The 14259-nt window shown below is 64.2% G+C and carries 13 protein-coding genes; 5 read left to right on the forward strand and 8 right to left on the reverse strand.

Going from position 1 to position 14259, the window contains the following annotated elements:
• From HXX15_RS13675 to HXX15_RS13700, 6 genes are all read right to left on the reverse strand, one after another.
• Window positions 1–1890, reverse strand: coding sequence for a feruloyl-CoA synthase (locus HXX15_RS13675; RefSeq protein ID WP_296516606.1), 1890 nt, complete (start codon window positions 1888–1890; stop codon window positions 1–3).
• Between the two features lie 10 nt (window positions 1891–1900).
• Window positions 1901–2659, reverse strand: coding sequence for a crotonase/enoyl-CoA hydratase family protein (locus tag HXX15_RS13680; RefSeq protein WP_296516948.1), 759 nt, complete (start codon window positions 2657–2659; stop codon window positions 1901–1903).
• Between the two features lie 297 nt (window positions 2660–2956).
• Complete coding sequence (locus tag HXX15_RS13685; RefSeq protein ID WP_296516607.1) at window positions 2957–3418, reverse strand: DUF3237 domain-containing protein; 462 nt, start codon at window positions 3416–3418, stop codon at window positions 2957–2959.
• Between the two features lie 3 nt (window positions 3419–3421).
• Window positions 3422–4726 (reverse strand): TRAP transporter large permease, encoded by a 1305-nt coding sequence (locus tag HXX15_RS13690; RefSeq protein WP_296516608.1) that lies wholly within the window; start codon window positions 4724–4726, stop codon window positions 3422–3424.
• A 3-nt stretch (window positions 4727–4729) separates the two neighbouring features.
• Entirely contained in the window at window positions 4730–5224 is a 495-nt protein-coding gene (locus HXX15_RS13695; protein ID WP_296516949.1) for a TRAP transporter small permease, read from the reverse strand.
• A 147-nt stretch (window positions 5225–5371) separates the two neighbouring features.
• A complete protein-coding gene (locus HXX15_RS13700) occupies window positions 5372–6382 on the reverse strand; it encodes a TRAP transporter substrate-binding protein (RefSeq protein WP_296516609.1) in 1011 nt (336 codons plus the stop codon).
• 172 nt (window positions 6383–6554) lie between these two features.
• On the opposite strand from HXX15_RS13700, the gene pobA reads away from it, so the two are divergent.
• Window positions 6555–7730 carry a 4-hydroxybenzoate 3-monooxygenase gene (gene pobA, locus HXX15_RS13705; protein WP_296516610.1) on the forward strand — a complete coding sequence of 392 codons (1176 nt, stop codon included), beginning with the start codon at window positions 6555–6557 and terminating at the stop codon, window positions 7728–7730.
• Window positions 7731–7938: 208 nt separating this feature from the next.
• On the opposite strand, the gene HXX15_RS13710 is transcribed toward pobA, so the two are convergent.
• Window positions 7939–8622: a DUF2848 domain-containing protein gene (locus HXX15_RS13710; protein ID WP_296516611.1), complete on the reverse strand. Its 684-nt coding sequence runs from the start codon at window positions 8620–8622 to the stop codon at window positions 7939–7941.
• The gene (locus HXX15_RS13715) at window positions 8615–9964 is read right to left on the reverse strand and encodes an amidase (RefSeq protein ID WP_296516612.1); all 1350 of its coding nucleotides are present in this window, start codon (window positions 9962–9964) and stop codon (window positions 8615–8617) included. Before HXX15_RS13715 ends, HXX15_RS13710 begins: the two co-directional genes overlap by 8 nt.
• A 340-nt stretch (window positions 9965–10304) precedes the next feature.
• On the opposite strand from HXX15_RS13715, the gene HXX15_RS13720 reads away from it, so the two are divergent.
• The 4 genes from HXX15_RS13720 (at window position 10305) to HXX15_RS13735 (ending at window position 14236) form a co-directional block, all read left to right on the forward strand.
• Window positions 10305–10718, forward strand: a complete 414-nt coding sequence (locus HXX15_RS13720; RefSeq protein WP_296516613.1) for a Zn-ribbon domain-containing OB-fold protein — start codon at window positions 10305–10307, stop codon at window positions 10716–10718.
• Window positions 10719–10722: 4 nt separating this feature from the next.
• The gene (locus tag HXX15_RS13725; RefSeq protein ID WP_296516614.1) at window positions 10723–11862 is read left to right on the forward strand and encodes a thiolase; all 1140 of its coding nucleotides are present in this window, start codon (window positions 10723–10725) and stop codon (window positions 11860–11862) included.
• Between the two features lie 166 nt (window positions 11863–12028).
• A complete protein-coding gene (locus tag HXX15_RS13730; RefSeq protein WP_296516615.1) occupies window positions 12029–12946 on the forward strand; it encodes an SDR family NAD(P)-dependent oxidoreductase in 918 nt (305 codons plus the stop codon).
• 69 nt (window positions 12947–13015) lie between these two features.
• Window positions 13016–14236: an ABC transporter substrate-binding protein gene (locus HXX15_RS13735; RefSeq protein WP_296516616.1), complete on the forward strand. Its 1221-nt coding sequence runs from the start codon at window positions 13016–13018 to the stop codon at window positions 14234–14236.
• Window positions 14237–14259: the final 23 nt, after the last annotated feature.

Below are 14259 nucleotides of genomic sequence, written 5' to 3' on the forward strand. Positions count from 1 at the left end.
CTACCCCAGCGCGACGACGTGCGCCGGCGGCGGCTCGGCGTAGAGATCGGCGATCAGGGCGGCGCGACTATCCAGCACCGCGCGCTGGTTGACCGAGCCCTTGTCGGTGACCTCGCCGCGGTCGATCGACAGCGGCTCGGCGAGCAGGATCGCCCGCGTCACCCGCGTCGACGAACCGGTGGCCTGACCCAGGAATTTCTCGAACCGTTCGGTGAACGCGGCGCGGATCAGCGGGTCGGCCGCCATCGCGGCGAGATCCTCAAGTGGCAGCGTCGGATTGATCAGCTTGCAGCCGTCGAGATCGAGGATTACCAGCGCCGAGACCTCGTCACGGTCGAGTCCCGCGATCACCACGTCGCGCACCAGCGGCGCGCAGGCGGCGACGAATTTCGCCCGCAGCGGGCCGACGCTGACCCAGGTGCCGCTGGCGAGCTTGAAATCCTCGGAGATCCGGCCGTCGAAATCGAACCCTGCGGTGAGATCGTCGGGGTTGGACGGCTTCAGCGCGTCACCGAGCTTGTAGAAGCCCTCCTCGTCGAAGGCTTTCGCGGTCAAATCCGGCGCCCGCCAATAGCCCGGCGTGATGTTCGGCCCGCGGGCGCGCACCTCGAGCTTGCCGTTGTTCGGCACCAGCTTGGCCTCGTTGCCGGGCACCGGCAGGCCGACATGGCCGGAGCGGCTGGTCTGCGGCGTCACAGACATGAAGAACGGCGCAGTTTCGGTCGAACCGAGCCCGGTCAGCATCGGCACCCGCGCGCCGGTTTCCTGCACGCCGAGTTCGTCGAGGCCGTTCCAGACATGCGGCGCGAGACTTGCGCCGGAAAAGAACATCGCATGCAGCTTGCTGAAGAACATCTTTCGCAAGGCAGCGTCCTCGCGCAGCACCGGCAGCAGCGACTCGTAGCCTTTCGGGACGTTGAAATACACCGTCGGCGAAATCTCGCGCAAATTGCGGATGGTCTCAGCGATCCCCGATGGCGTCGGCTTGCCGGCGTCGAGATACATCGATCCACCGTTGAACAGCGTCAGGCCGATATTGTGATTGCCGCCGAAGGTGTGATTCCACGGCAGCCAGTCGACGATCACCGGCGGTTCGTCCTTCAGGAACGCCATCGCCTCGCGGATCATCACCTGATTGGCGCAGATCATCCGCTGGGTGTTGATCACCGCCTTCGGATTGCCGGTCGAGCCCGAGGTCAGCAGGAACTTGGCGATGGTGTCGTGGCCGATCGCGTCGTGCGCCCGTTCGAGATCGGGATGTTCGGGCGTCGCCAGCAAGTCCGCCAGCAGGGTGACGCGGCGCCCGGGCAATTCGCCGCGCGTGCCCGCGATCTCGACGTCGGCGGGGACCTTGGCGAGAATCGCCGGCGCAAACGCCGAGACCTCGTCGGCGAACACCAGACCCGGCGTCAGCAGCTTGACGATGTGATCGAGCTTGCCGAAATCCTTCGATACCAGCGAATAGGGCGGCGACACCGGACACATCGCGACGCCGGCATAGAGCGCGCCGAACATCATCAGCGCGTGATCGATCGAATTGCCGGACAGGATCATCACCGGCCGCTCGGCCGACAGCCCCCGCGTCAACAGCGCCGAGGCGATCTTTCGCGCGGCTCGCAGCATTTCCGAATAGCTGATTTCGCGCCAGCCGCCCGCCGCGTTGCGCTCGGCCATGAACACGCGGTCGGGCGCCTGCTCTGCCCAGTGGTGCAGCCGGTCGGTGATGCGCACCGGATAGTCCACAAGCGTGGTGGTCGAGCGGACATAGATGGTGCCGTCGGCGCGACGCTCGGTCGAGATCCCGATCTCGCCGAACGAAATGTCGCGCAATGGATGGCGATCGTCACGCGCGTGCGCATCGTCGGGCGGAATCGAATTCAGCTTTGTCATCGCATCCATCTCAGGTCGGACGAACCTTTGCGGTCTTGTGGTCGAGGAACGCGCGAATCCGGGTCTTGGCTTCTTGGTCGCTCTGCGCCACCGTCGCCATCAGCGATTCCATCAGCAGACCGGTCTGCGGATTGGCCTCGGCGATCATCGGCAGCGCCTGCAGCACGGCGAAATTGGTCAGCGGCGCGTTGCCGGCGACCCGCGCGCCGAGTTCCATCGCCTTGGCGAGCGCGCCGCCGGCCTCGGTGAGATATTGCGTGAAGCCGTGCACGACGCCTTCGGTCGCCGAATAGACCCGCCCGGTCAGCATCATGTCGGCCATCCGCGCCACCCCGATCAGTCGCGGCAGCCGCACCGAGCCGCCGCCGCCGACGAAGATGCCGCGGCTGCCCTCCGGCAATGCGAAATAGGCCGACGGTTCGGCGACACGGATATGCGCCGCGCAAGCGAGTTCCAGCCCGCCGCCAATCACCGCGCCCTGCAGCGCCGCGATCACCGGCACCCGGCAATATTGAATACGGTCGAACACCCGGTGCCAGGTCTGCGAGTGCACCAGACCTTCGGTGGCGTCGCGTTCGCGCAATTCGGAGAGGTCGAGCCCTGCGGAAAAATGCTCGCCGATGCCGTGCACCACGACGGCGCGGATGCCGTCGGGCAAATCGGAGAAGCACTGCTGGATCGCGGCCATCATGCCGTCGTTCAGCGCATTGCGCTTGCTGGCACGATTGAGGCCCACCGTCAGCACCGGGCCGACGGTTTCGATCACCAGCGTCGCGGGGTCCGCGACGGCGGCAGAGACGGCGTTTCCTGTGAGCACTTTTAGGTCCTGTGAAGAATAGTTATAGACTATAACGATTTTGACCGGAGTCAATCACGCGTTGCCCTTGCCTTCACCCTCCCCTGCAGGGGACGGTCGGCGAACGAAGTTCGCCGGGGTGGGGTGAGACACAAGCACAGCGCTCACAATTCACGCTTCACAAGACGAGAGGCTGCCACCCCACCCCGCTCGCTGCGCGAGCGCCCCTCCCCCGGGAAGGGTAAGAACTGGTCAATTCGGCACAATCATTCACAGCACCTGATGCACGTCGATCACCACGCGGTCGACGTGGCGCGCCGCCGACCCGATGAACAGGCTGTGCATCAGCCATTGATAGGCCGGGTGGCCAGTCTCGAATTTCGGCCTTGTGCGGAAATAGATCAGCTTCGGGTCGACCGGCTCGCCGCGCTTCAGCTTCTGCAGCAGCTCGATCGGTCCGAACCTTATGCCGGGGTTCTCGACATAGACCACCGCGCCGTCGTCGGTCTCGAAGGCGTATTTGGCCTCCAGCTCGATCAGCTCGTTCGGCCGGATGATCTGGAAGTCGGCGCCGAACGGCAGCACCTTGCCGTTGACGCCCTCTCCTCTGACCTCGCCGCCGTGGATCGGAACGATCCGGCGCACGCCGTGGCCGATCTCGCCGGCCGTGGTGACGTCGCCGACCAGCGCCGTAATCGTGAAGACGTATTTCGTCGCCAGAACTGGGACCATGAATTATCCAATCATCCGTTGCGGCAGCCAGGTCGCTATCATCGGGAACAGGATCAGGATGACGAGGCGGATCAGGTCCGTCACCACGAACGGCAGCACGCCGACAAAGATCGTCGACATCTTGACGTCCTTGATCACGCTCTTGATCACGAACACGTTCATCCCGACCGGCGGGTGAATCAGGCCAAGCTCGACCGTCATCACGATGATGATGCCGAACCAGATCGGATCGAAGCCGAGCGCCATCACCACCGGGAACACGATCGGCACGGTGAGGATTACCATCGCCATCGCGTCCATCAGGCAGCCCAGCACCAGATACATCAGCAGGATCAGCGCCAACACGCCGTAGGGTCCGAGCCCGAGGCCGGTCAGGAATTCGGTGACGTGCTGCGGCGTCTGGGTGATGGTGAGGAAATAACCGAAGCATAGCGCGCCGATCAGCACGGTGAAGACGGCTGCCGCCGTGCGGGTCGCTTGCAACAGCGATTGCAGGATGCTGTCCTTGTTCAATTTGCCGCGCGCCACACCGATGATGAAGGCGCCGACTGCACCGACCGCGCCAGCCTCGGTCGGAATGAACAGCCCGCCATACAGCCCGCCGATCACAAACAGGAACAGCAAGAGCGGCGACCAGACGTCGCGGAATGCGATGAGGCGCTCCTTCCACGAACTGCGCGGCCCGGCCGGCAAAAATCCTGGCTTCACCACGCCGATGATCGCGATGGTGATGATGTGCATCACGATCGCCAGCAGCCCCGGCATGATGCCGGCGATGAACAGCTTGCCGATGTCCTGTTGGGTGATGATGCCGTAGACGGCGAGCACGGTGGATGGGGGCAGCATCGCGCCCAACGTGCCGCCGACCGCGATCACGCCGGTGGCGAAGGACTGCGGATAGCCGAACCGGCGCATCTCCGGATAGGCCACCGCCGAGAACGTCGCAGCGGTCGCTACCGACGAACCGGAGATCGCCGCGAAACCGCCGCAGGCGCAGATCGTGGCGATGCCGAGCCCGCCCTTCCAGTGCCCGACGATGGTGTTGCCGGCGCGGAACAACTCGCGGCTGATGCCGGACACCGAGACGAAGGCGCCCATCAGCAGGAACATCGGGATCACGCCGAACGAATAATCCGTCACCGTGCGCATCGTGGTTTGGCCGATGAGCTTCAACGCCGGCTGAAAGCCGGTGAGATAGCCGAAGCCGGTAATGCCGACGAGCCCCATCGCCATGCCGACCGGCACGCGCAACAGCATCAGCACGAACAGGCTGATAAAGCCGAAGATAGCGACTGCCTCGTTACTCATGCGCTACTCGACCGGCTTGATTTTGGCGTCGTGGATATCTTCCGGGTGGAAGATCAGACGATAGGTGCGGATCGCGATCAGCAGCACCGCGGAGACGTCGCCGATCCAGGACACCAGGAAGAACGGCCAGATCGGAATCTGCAGATCCATGGTGACAATATGATCGGCGCGGGTCGTCATCACCTTGTCGAACAGCGTGTAGGTCTGCACCGTCACCACGAACAACAGGACCAAAGTGGCGAAGATGTCGATGAAGCGCTGATAGCGCGGCCTGACGTTGGCCCATACAAGATCCACGGTGATGTGAGTGCCGCGATAGCTGGTGGCGGCGATGCCCCAGAAGATCAAAATGCCGAGCATGAACTGCCCGACATTGTAATAGTCCGGGATCGTCACCGCGAAGAATTTGCGCATGAATACTGCGACGAACGTGTTCAGCGCCACGATGCCGACGAACAGCGCGGCGATCCATTCGATCGAATCGATGAAGCGGTCCATGCCGCTCTTGCGCGTGGGCTCGGCCGGCGGAGCGCCGAGCGTGCCGTCACTGGAGATTTGCGGGGTGGCGGTCATGAAACCTTACAAACAAAGAGGAGCGTCATTCCGGGGCGCGAGCACTTGCGAGCGAGCCCGGAATGACAGGTCTCACAGCCCGGCGTCGTACTTCTTCAGCGCCGCCTTCAGATCGGCGTCGACCGCGACCGGGTCGCCGCCGGCTTTCTTCACCGCCTCGGCCCAGCTGGCGTGTAGCGGCTCGACCGCTTTCTTCCATTCGGCGAGCTGTGCCGGCGTCAGCGGATAGACCTCGTGACCTTCCAGCGCCTTCATCTTGACGCGACCATTGGCCTCGAATTCGGTCCACGGATCGGTCACCTTCGACGCCCATTCCGGCGTGCAATGATCGTCGATGATCTTCTTCTGATTCGCCGACAGCGCATCGTAGGCCTTCAGTCCGATATTGTAGGTGAACACCGTCGAATACAGCGGCACGTCCATGTGATACTTCACCACCTTGTCGATCCCGAACAGGAAGATCGATCCCCAGGGGAAAGTGATCTCGTCGGCGACGCCGCGCTCGATCGCGTCGCGCGCTTCCGGCGCCGAGGCCTGCACATTGGTGCCGCCGAACATCTTGACCATTTCGCCGATCGTCGACTGCGCCGGCCGCACCTTGACGCCCTTGAGATCGCCCGGCACCTCGATCTTCTTCTTGCCGTGCAGCGCTCCCGGATCGTGAATGAAGGCGAAGCACAGTTTGGTGTCCTTCATCTCGGTCGGCGCATATTTGTGGTACCATTCGTTCAGCGCCAGCGTGCCCTTCTTGCCGTCGGAGAACACGAAGGGAAGCTGCCCCGCGGCGACGATCGGGAATCGTCCGGGCTGATAGCCGGGATTGACATAGGTGATGTCGGCGATGCCGTCGCGCGCCATGTCGTAATGGTCGAACGCCTTGCCGAGCTGCTCTGATGGAAACACCGTCATCTTGATGCTGCCGCCCGAGGCCTTTTCGATATCCGCGGCCCAGGCCTGGGTGGCCGGCACCAGCGGATGCGCCGGCGGCACCCACAGCGACACCTTCCAATTCACGGTCTTGTCTTGCGCAAGCGCAGGCGTCACGCTGGCGGCGAGCAGCAGCGCGAGAACGGTTTTCCTCATTCAGGTCTCTCCCAATTGGCAGGGCTTCCGCGGCCCCTTGGCTACATTGTTATATGCCATAACCATCAATGCAAGTGACCGACTCGTAATAGCTGCTAGACAACGAGCAGCAGCTAGACGGCGGCCGGGCGATCCCATAACGAGGCTGTAATGCCAATAAGGGAGGAAAACGATGGGGCGGACACAGATTGCCATCATCGGCGCGGGACCGGCAGGCCTGCTGCTCGGACAGTTGCTGCACAAATACGGCATCGACAACGTCATCCTGGAGCGCAAGGACCCCGATTACGTGTTGTCGCGGATCCGGGCGGGTGTGCTCGAACAAGGCGCCGTGGACATGCTCGACGAGGCCGGCGTCAGCGCGCGGCTGCACCGCGAGGGCCTGGTGCATGACGGTATCGAGATCGCGTTCGGCGGCGTGCGCCACCGCATCGACCTGAAGCAAGCCTCGGGCGGCAAGAGCGTAACCGTCTATGGCCAGACCGAAGTCACCCGCGACCTGATGGAAGCCCGCGCCGAGGCCGGGCTGACCACGATCTACGACGCCGCCGATGTCAGCCTGCACGATTTCGACGGCGCCAACCCGACGGTGCGCTACGTCAAGGACGGCGCGACACAGGAACTGGCCTGCGATTTTATGGCCGGCTGCGACGGCTTTCACGGCATCTCGCGGCTAAGCGTGCCGGCCGGCGCCGTGCGCAATTTCGAACGGATCTATCCGTTCGGCTGGCTCGGGCTGTTGTCCGACACTCCGCCGGTGTCGCCGGAACTGATCTACACCAATCACGAGCGCGGCTTTGCGCTGTGCTCAATGCGCTCAAAGCATCGCAGCCGCTATTACGTGCAGTGCTCGCTCGACGATCAGGTCGAGCAATGGTCCGACGACCGGTTCTGGGAGGAGTTGAAGCGGCGGCTCGATCCGGAGGCCGCCGACCATCTGGTCACAGGTCCCTCGATCGAAAAGAGCATCGCGCCGCTGCGCAGCTTCGTCGCCGAGCCGATGCGATTCGGCAAACTGTTCCTGGCCGGCGACGCCGCCCATATCGTGCCGCCGACCGGCGCCAAGGGGCTCAACCTCGCGGCCAGCGACGTGCACTATCTGTCGACGGCGTTGCGCGAATTCTACGCCGAGAAATCCAGCGCCGGGATCGACGCCTATTCGGGCCGCGCGCTGGCGCGGATCTGGAAGGCCGAGCGGTTTTCGTGGTGGATGACCTCGATGCTGCATCGCTTTCCCGACAGCGACGGTTTTGCCGGCCGGATTCAGAGCGCCGAACTGGACTATCTGGTCGGCTCCGCGGCAGCGACGGCGTCGCTGGCGGAGAATTATGTCGGGCTGCCGTATTGAGCGAGCGCCCAAGGCCGTCATTGCGAGGAGAAAAGCGACGAAGCAATCCAGGAACTCAGCATTCGGGGCACTGGATTGCTTCACGGAGCCTGTCATCGAGCCGGCGAAGCCGGGCCCGTTGGCTCGCAATGACGACCGCGACGCAGTGATCGTCAGCTCACCCGGAACTACGGCGCGCGCTCCACGGATGCGGGGAGGCTCACCGACCTCAGCCCAATACCGGCAACTCGATCACATCATAGCCGTGGCGAATACTGCGCTTCAGCACCGGGTCTTCGATTTCGAAATCAAATCGTGTCGCCGGCCGTATCCCGCCCTTGGCGGCGAAGGTACCGCCGAATAGCGCGCAGCCATCGGGCAGCGTTCCGCCAAAACCGCGCGCGATCAGGTCGGCGACCGGCAGCATGCCGTCGAGCTTGCCTTCCTGGTACAGCGCCCGCGCGCCATCGATGGTGGCGAAGGAGCGAAGCACGATCATGTCCCAGTGATCGGCGAGCTCGGCGAAGTCCCATAGCTCCGGCGCGACCGGCTTGTCGCACATCTGCTTCGACACCGTGACGCCATAGGTCTCGACCTTGCGGTCGGTGTGGTCGGAGCCGACGCCGACCAGGATGCGCCCCTGCGCTCCGAACAAGACGAATTCGACCTCGCCGCTGGAGTCGCCGCCGCTGACCTCGATGCTGCTCGCGGTGGTCAGCCGCCGCGCCGCGACCCGATAATAGATCGGCGTCGAGGCCGGGCGCGCGATGCCGATCGCCTCGAGTTCGGCGATATGGTGATCGCGCGCCACCGGATCGCGGCCGGTCCAGCCGGCGATCACCAGCTGGCGGATCGGCAGCGTCAGGGGCGAACGGTGCCCGGTCGCGTCCAGCGCGAAGGCGATATCAACCACGAATGATGTCTTCCATCCCCGCCGCGAGTTGAAATATCCGCCGGTCCGAACCGCCGATACCGGCCAGCATCAGGCCGACCGGGACCTCGCCGTCGCGATGACATGGCAGCGAGATCGCGCAGCCGTCGATCATGTTGATCAGCGTGCAGTTGCGCAAGGCCCGCAGGTTGGCCTTGGTGAACGCCTTGTCGTCGGCCATCTCGGCGATCGTCGGCGGGGTGTTGGCAGTGGTCGGCAACACCAGCGCGTCGTAAGGGGCGATGCGGACGCCGGCGCGGGCGATCAGCGATTTGCGCGCGTGGATCAGGTCGACGTAGTCCGCCGCACTTTGCGATTCGCCGCGCAAAATGCGATCGCGCACCCGCGGATCGTAGACGTCGCCATGGGCGACGATCAGATAGCGATGCCAGGCGTAGCTTTCCGCGGCGGCAAAGCCGCCCTTTGCGCTCATCGGCGCAATGTCGAGAAACTCCGGCACTTCGATGCGCTCGATCAATGCGCCGTTGTTGGCGAGTCGCTCAAGCGCGCGTTCGAACGCCGCAGCCACCGCATCGTCAAGCTCGTCGAGCGCCACCGTGGTCGGCACCGCCAACCGCATCCCCGCAACCGAGCGGGGGTGCAACGACTGCAATGGCTCGTCGGCCAGCACGGCGTCCATCGTGGCGCAGCAGGCCACGCTGCGCGCCAGCGGGCCGATGCTGTCGAGGCTGAACGACAGCGGCACCGCGCCATCGAGTGGCACCCGGCGCTGCATCGGCTTGAAGCCGACGATGCCGTTATACGCCGCCGGGATCCGGCACGAACCACCGGTGTCGGTGCCGAGCGCGCCATGCGCCATGCCGTCGGCGACCGAGACGGCGGCGCCCGCCGAGGAGCCGCCGGGAACGTGGCCGACCTGACGCTGCCAGGCGCCCTTCGGCGTGCCGTAATGCGGGTTGATGCCGATCCCCGAAAAGGCGAACTCGGTCATGTTGGTGCGGCCGATCACCACGAAGCCGGCGCGCCGCAACCGCGCCACCGCGGGCGCGTCGATCTCGGCTGGCGGATTGTCGTCGAGCGCACGGGAGCCGGCACGGGTCACCTGGCCCCTAATGTCAAACAGGTCCTTGATCGATACCGGGATGCCGGCGAACGGCGACGGCGCCGCCTTGGCCTCGCGCAGCCGGTCCATCGCTTCGGCGGCTTCGATCGCGGCCTCGGCATCGACATGAATGAAGGCCCGCGCGCCCTCGCCGCTCTGATCGGCGATATTGGCCAAGCATTGATCGACCAGTTTGCGGGCGGTGGTGCGGCCGGCGTCGAGATCGGCCGCGAGCGCGGCGAGCGTTGGAAGCGATGTCATGAGAAATCCTGTTCAGCGTGGTCGGTCTGCGCGATGCGGGGCCTGATAACGTCGCCTGCGCCTACGGCACACGCCCCGCATTGCCCACTGCCGTTGCACCACGAAATCCCGCGCCGCGACATTTGGCAATTCGTAGCGAAACCACTCGGGCGGCCCTGCGGCCTTGCTCAACCTAACCCGGCCGGTCGCAGCCGCACAAGGCGCGCCACCGACGCGCTGTGCGCCCAGCGGATACGGCTATGCGTTGCGCCGCAGGGCGTTGACGCTGGCCGGTCAAATGTCGCATCAAGACCGCAATCAACGGGCCGATAGCCCGATTTTCAGGGAGAGAACACCGATCATGGCCGAACCCGCCCGCGCCAAGCCGAAACCGACGCCGGAGACGCAGCATTTCTGGGACGGCACCCGCGCCGGCGAATTGCGGCTGCAGCGCTGCGACGACTGCGCCCATGTGTACTTTCCACCGCGGCCGTTCTGTCCGTCCTGCGGCTGCCGCAAGGTCAGCGTGTTCAAGGCCTCCGGCAAGGCGAAGCTCTACAGCTACGTCATCAATCACCGTCCCGCCGCGCCCGGCTTCACGCCGCCTTACGCCATCGCGGTGGTCGAGCTCGACGAAGGGCCGCGGATGATGAGCAACATCCTGGATTGCCCGCAGACCCCGGAGGCGCTCGAACTCGACATGAAGCTGGAAGTGGCGTTCGAACAGCTTGACGACGCCATCACCCTTCCCCAGTTCCGTCCGGCGAAGGGTTAGTCTGATGCGCAGAAATCAGGTCGCCGTCGTCGGCGCCGCCGAGACCACCGAGCTCGGAATCATTCCCCATATGTCGCAGCTGCAATTGCACGCCGACGCCGCGCTGAACGCGATGGCGGATTGCGGGCTGAAGCCGTCGGACATCGACGGCGTCGCCACCGCGGTGGAGACGCCGCAGCAGATCGCGCATTACCTCGGCATCACCCCCAGCTGGGTCGACGGCACTTCGGTCGGCGGCTGCTCGTTCATGCTGCATGTCCGCCATGCCGCGGCGGCGATCGAAGCCGGGCTGTGCAAGACCGTGCTGATTACGCACGCCGAAAGCGGCAAGTCGATGATCGGCAAGCAGCCGCGCTCGACCCCGGCCGACAGCCTCAATGGCCAGTTCGAAGCGCCGTTCGGGGTCTACGGCCCGCCCAGCATGTTTCCGATCCCGGTGCTGCGCTACATGAAGACCCACGGCATCACCCATGAGCAGATCGCTATGGTGGCGGTGGTGCAGCGCGAATGGGCGGCGAAGAATCCGCGCGCCACGATGAAGAAGCCGATCACCGTCGAGGACGTGCTGAATTCGAAGATGATCGCCTATCCGTTCCGCATCCTGCAGTGCTGCCTGGTCACCGACGGCGGCGGCGCCTTGATCCTGACCTCGGCCGAGCGCGCCAAGGATTTTCCGACCAAGCCGGTCTACATCCTCGGCACCGGCGAGAGCGTCGAGACCCCGATGGTCAGCCAAATGCAGACGTTCGACTCCTCGCGCGCGTTCCGCACCGCGGGGCCCACGGCCTTCAGGGAAGCTGGCATCGCCCACAAGGACGTCGATCATCTGATGATCTACGATGCTTTTGCGCATCTGCCTTTGTACGGCCTCGGCGATCTCGGCTTCATGCCGCACGAAGAGACCGGTCCATTCATCGCCGCTGGCCATACGCGGCCCGGCGGCAAGCTGCCGCTCAACACCAATGGCGGCGGCCTCAGCTACATGCATTCCGGCATGTACGGCATGTATGCGCTGCAGGAAAGCGTGCGGCAGATGCGCGGCATCGCGCCGGCGCAGGTGCCGGGCGCCAAGATCTCGGTGTGCCACGGCGTCGGCGGCATGTTCGCAGCGTCAGGCACGATCATCTTTACCAATGAGACATAGCCGTCATTCCGGGATGCAGGTCGGTCGGCGCAGCCGGCTGGCCTGCAGACCCGGAATCCCGAGCTGTTCAACCATCTCTGGATTCCGGGGTCGCTCACGGCTCGCGCCGCTCGCGCCCCGGAATGACGACTGAACATTCAGACCGAAACAACGGGAGGGAATAAGCATGACCACCAAATCACTCGACGGCAAAGTCATCGTCGTCACCGGCGCCGGGCGCGGCATCGGTCGTGAGATCGCGCTGCTGGCAGCTGCCGAAGGCGCCAAGGTCGTGGTCAACGATCCCGGCGTCGCCGCCGACGGCTCCGGCACCGACGCGGCGCCCGCCGACGAGGTGGTGGAAGAGATCAAGAAGCGCGGCGGCACCGCGGTGGCCAATTTCGAGACCGTGGCCGAAGCCGTTCCGGCGAGCAAAATCATCAAGATGGCGGTCGACACCTATGGCAAGCTCGACGCCGTGGTCAACAATGCCGGCATCCTGCGCGACGCCATCTTCCACCGCATGAGCATCGACGCCTTCGAGCAGGTCATCAAGGTGCACCTGATGGGCTCGTTCTACACCTCGCATGCCGCGGCGCGGCTGTTCCGCGAGCAGGAGAGCGGCAGCTTCGTGCACTTCACCTCGACCTCGGGGTTGATCGGAAATTTCGGCCAGGCCAATTACGCCGCCGCCAAGCTCGGCATCGTCGGGCTGTCGAAATCGATCGCGCTCGATATGGAGCGCTTCAACGTCCGCTCCAACTGCGTGTCGCCGTTCGCCTGGAGCCGGCTGATCGGCACGATTCCGACCGAGACCGACGAGGAGAAGGCGCGGGTCAAGAAGATCCAGCAGATGGGGCCGGAGAAGATCGCGCCGCTGTCGGTGTTCCTGCTCAGCGACGCAGCGAAGGACGTCACCGGCCAGATCTTCGCGGTGCGGATGAACGAGATCTTCCTGATGAGCCAGTCGCGTCCGATCCGCTCGATCCATCGCTCCGAAGGCTGGACCTGCCAGTCGCTGGCCGAACACGGCATGCCGGCGCTGAAGTCGTCGTTCTACAAACTCGACCGCTCCGCCGACATCTTCAATTGGGATGCGATCTGAATGACGCGATCCATATAATCAAAGGTTGGTCGTTGCAGGAATCGGCAAACACCACTGAGGGAGCGAAACATGCGAATGAGATTCTCGATTCTTGTGCTGGCCGTGGTGATGGCCGGCGCCGCCCCGTTCGCATCCTCGGCCGCCGAGAAGAAATACGGCCCCGGTGTCACCGATACCGAAATCAAGATCGGTCAGACGATGGCCTATAGCGGCCCGGCGTCGGCCTACGGCACCGTCGGCCGGCTGGAAACCGCCTATTTCGAAATGATCAATTCGCAAGGCGGGGTGAACGGCCGCAAGATCACGCTGATCAGCCTCGACGATTCCTACAGCCCGCCGAAGACGGTGGAACAGACTCGCCGGCTGGTGGAACAGGATGAGGTGCTGGCGATCGTCGGACAGCTCGGCACCCTGACCGCCTCGGCCGTGCAGAAATATCTTAATATCAAGAAAGTCCCGCAGATCCTGATCACCTCGGGGGCCGCCAAATGGGACAATCCGACGGCGTTTCCCTATTCCACCTACCTGTATTCGCCTTACCATCTGGAGGGGCAGATCTTCGCCAAGTATCTGCTGAAGAACAAGCCGGACGCCAAGCTCGGCGTGTTCTCGCAGAACGACGATGCGGGCCGAGACTATGTCCGCGGGCTGAAGGATGGTCTCGGCGACAAGGTCGCGACGATGATCGTCAAGGAACTGACCTACGAGACCACCGAATCGCTGATCGATTCGCAGATCGTGACGCTGAAATCCACCGGCGCCGATACGCTGTTCATGATGACCACGCCGAAATTCGGGGCGCAGGCGATCCGCAAGATCGCCGAATTGGGCTGGAAGCCGCTGACCTACCTGTCGGCGGTGTCGTCGTCGATCAAGACGGTGCTGGAGCCCGCCGGCGTGGAGAACGCCAAGGGATTGATCACCGCGCTCGCCGTCAAACGGCCGGAAGATCCGAGGTGGGAGAACGAGAAAGACGTCCTGGACTACAAGGCCTTTCTCAAGCAGTGGTACCCGGCGGGGAACCTGACCGACAGCAGCAACATTGCCGGATACATGGCGGCCTATGTAGCGGTGAAGATTCTCGAACGCTGCGGCGACGAACTCACGCGGGAGAATGTGCTGAAACAGGCGACGAACCTGACCGCGCTTCCGGCGCCGCTGCTGTTGCCGGGCATCACCATCACCACGACGCCCACCCGGTATACGCCGTTCAGTCAGATGCAGATCGCGCGCTTCAACGGCACCACCTGGGAGCCCGAAGGCGCGCTGATCAACGCGATCGAGCCGTAACACCGAAACCTGCCGCCGCGAGG

The organism is Rhodopseudomonas sp. (assembly GCF_013377015.1).
Lineage (GTDB): Bacteria > Pseudomonadota > Alphaproteobacteria > Rhizobiales > Xanthobacteraceae > JARJEH01.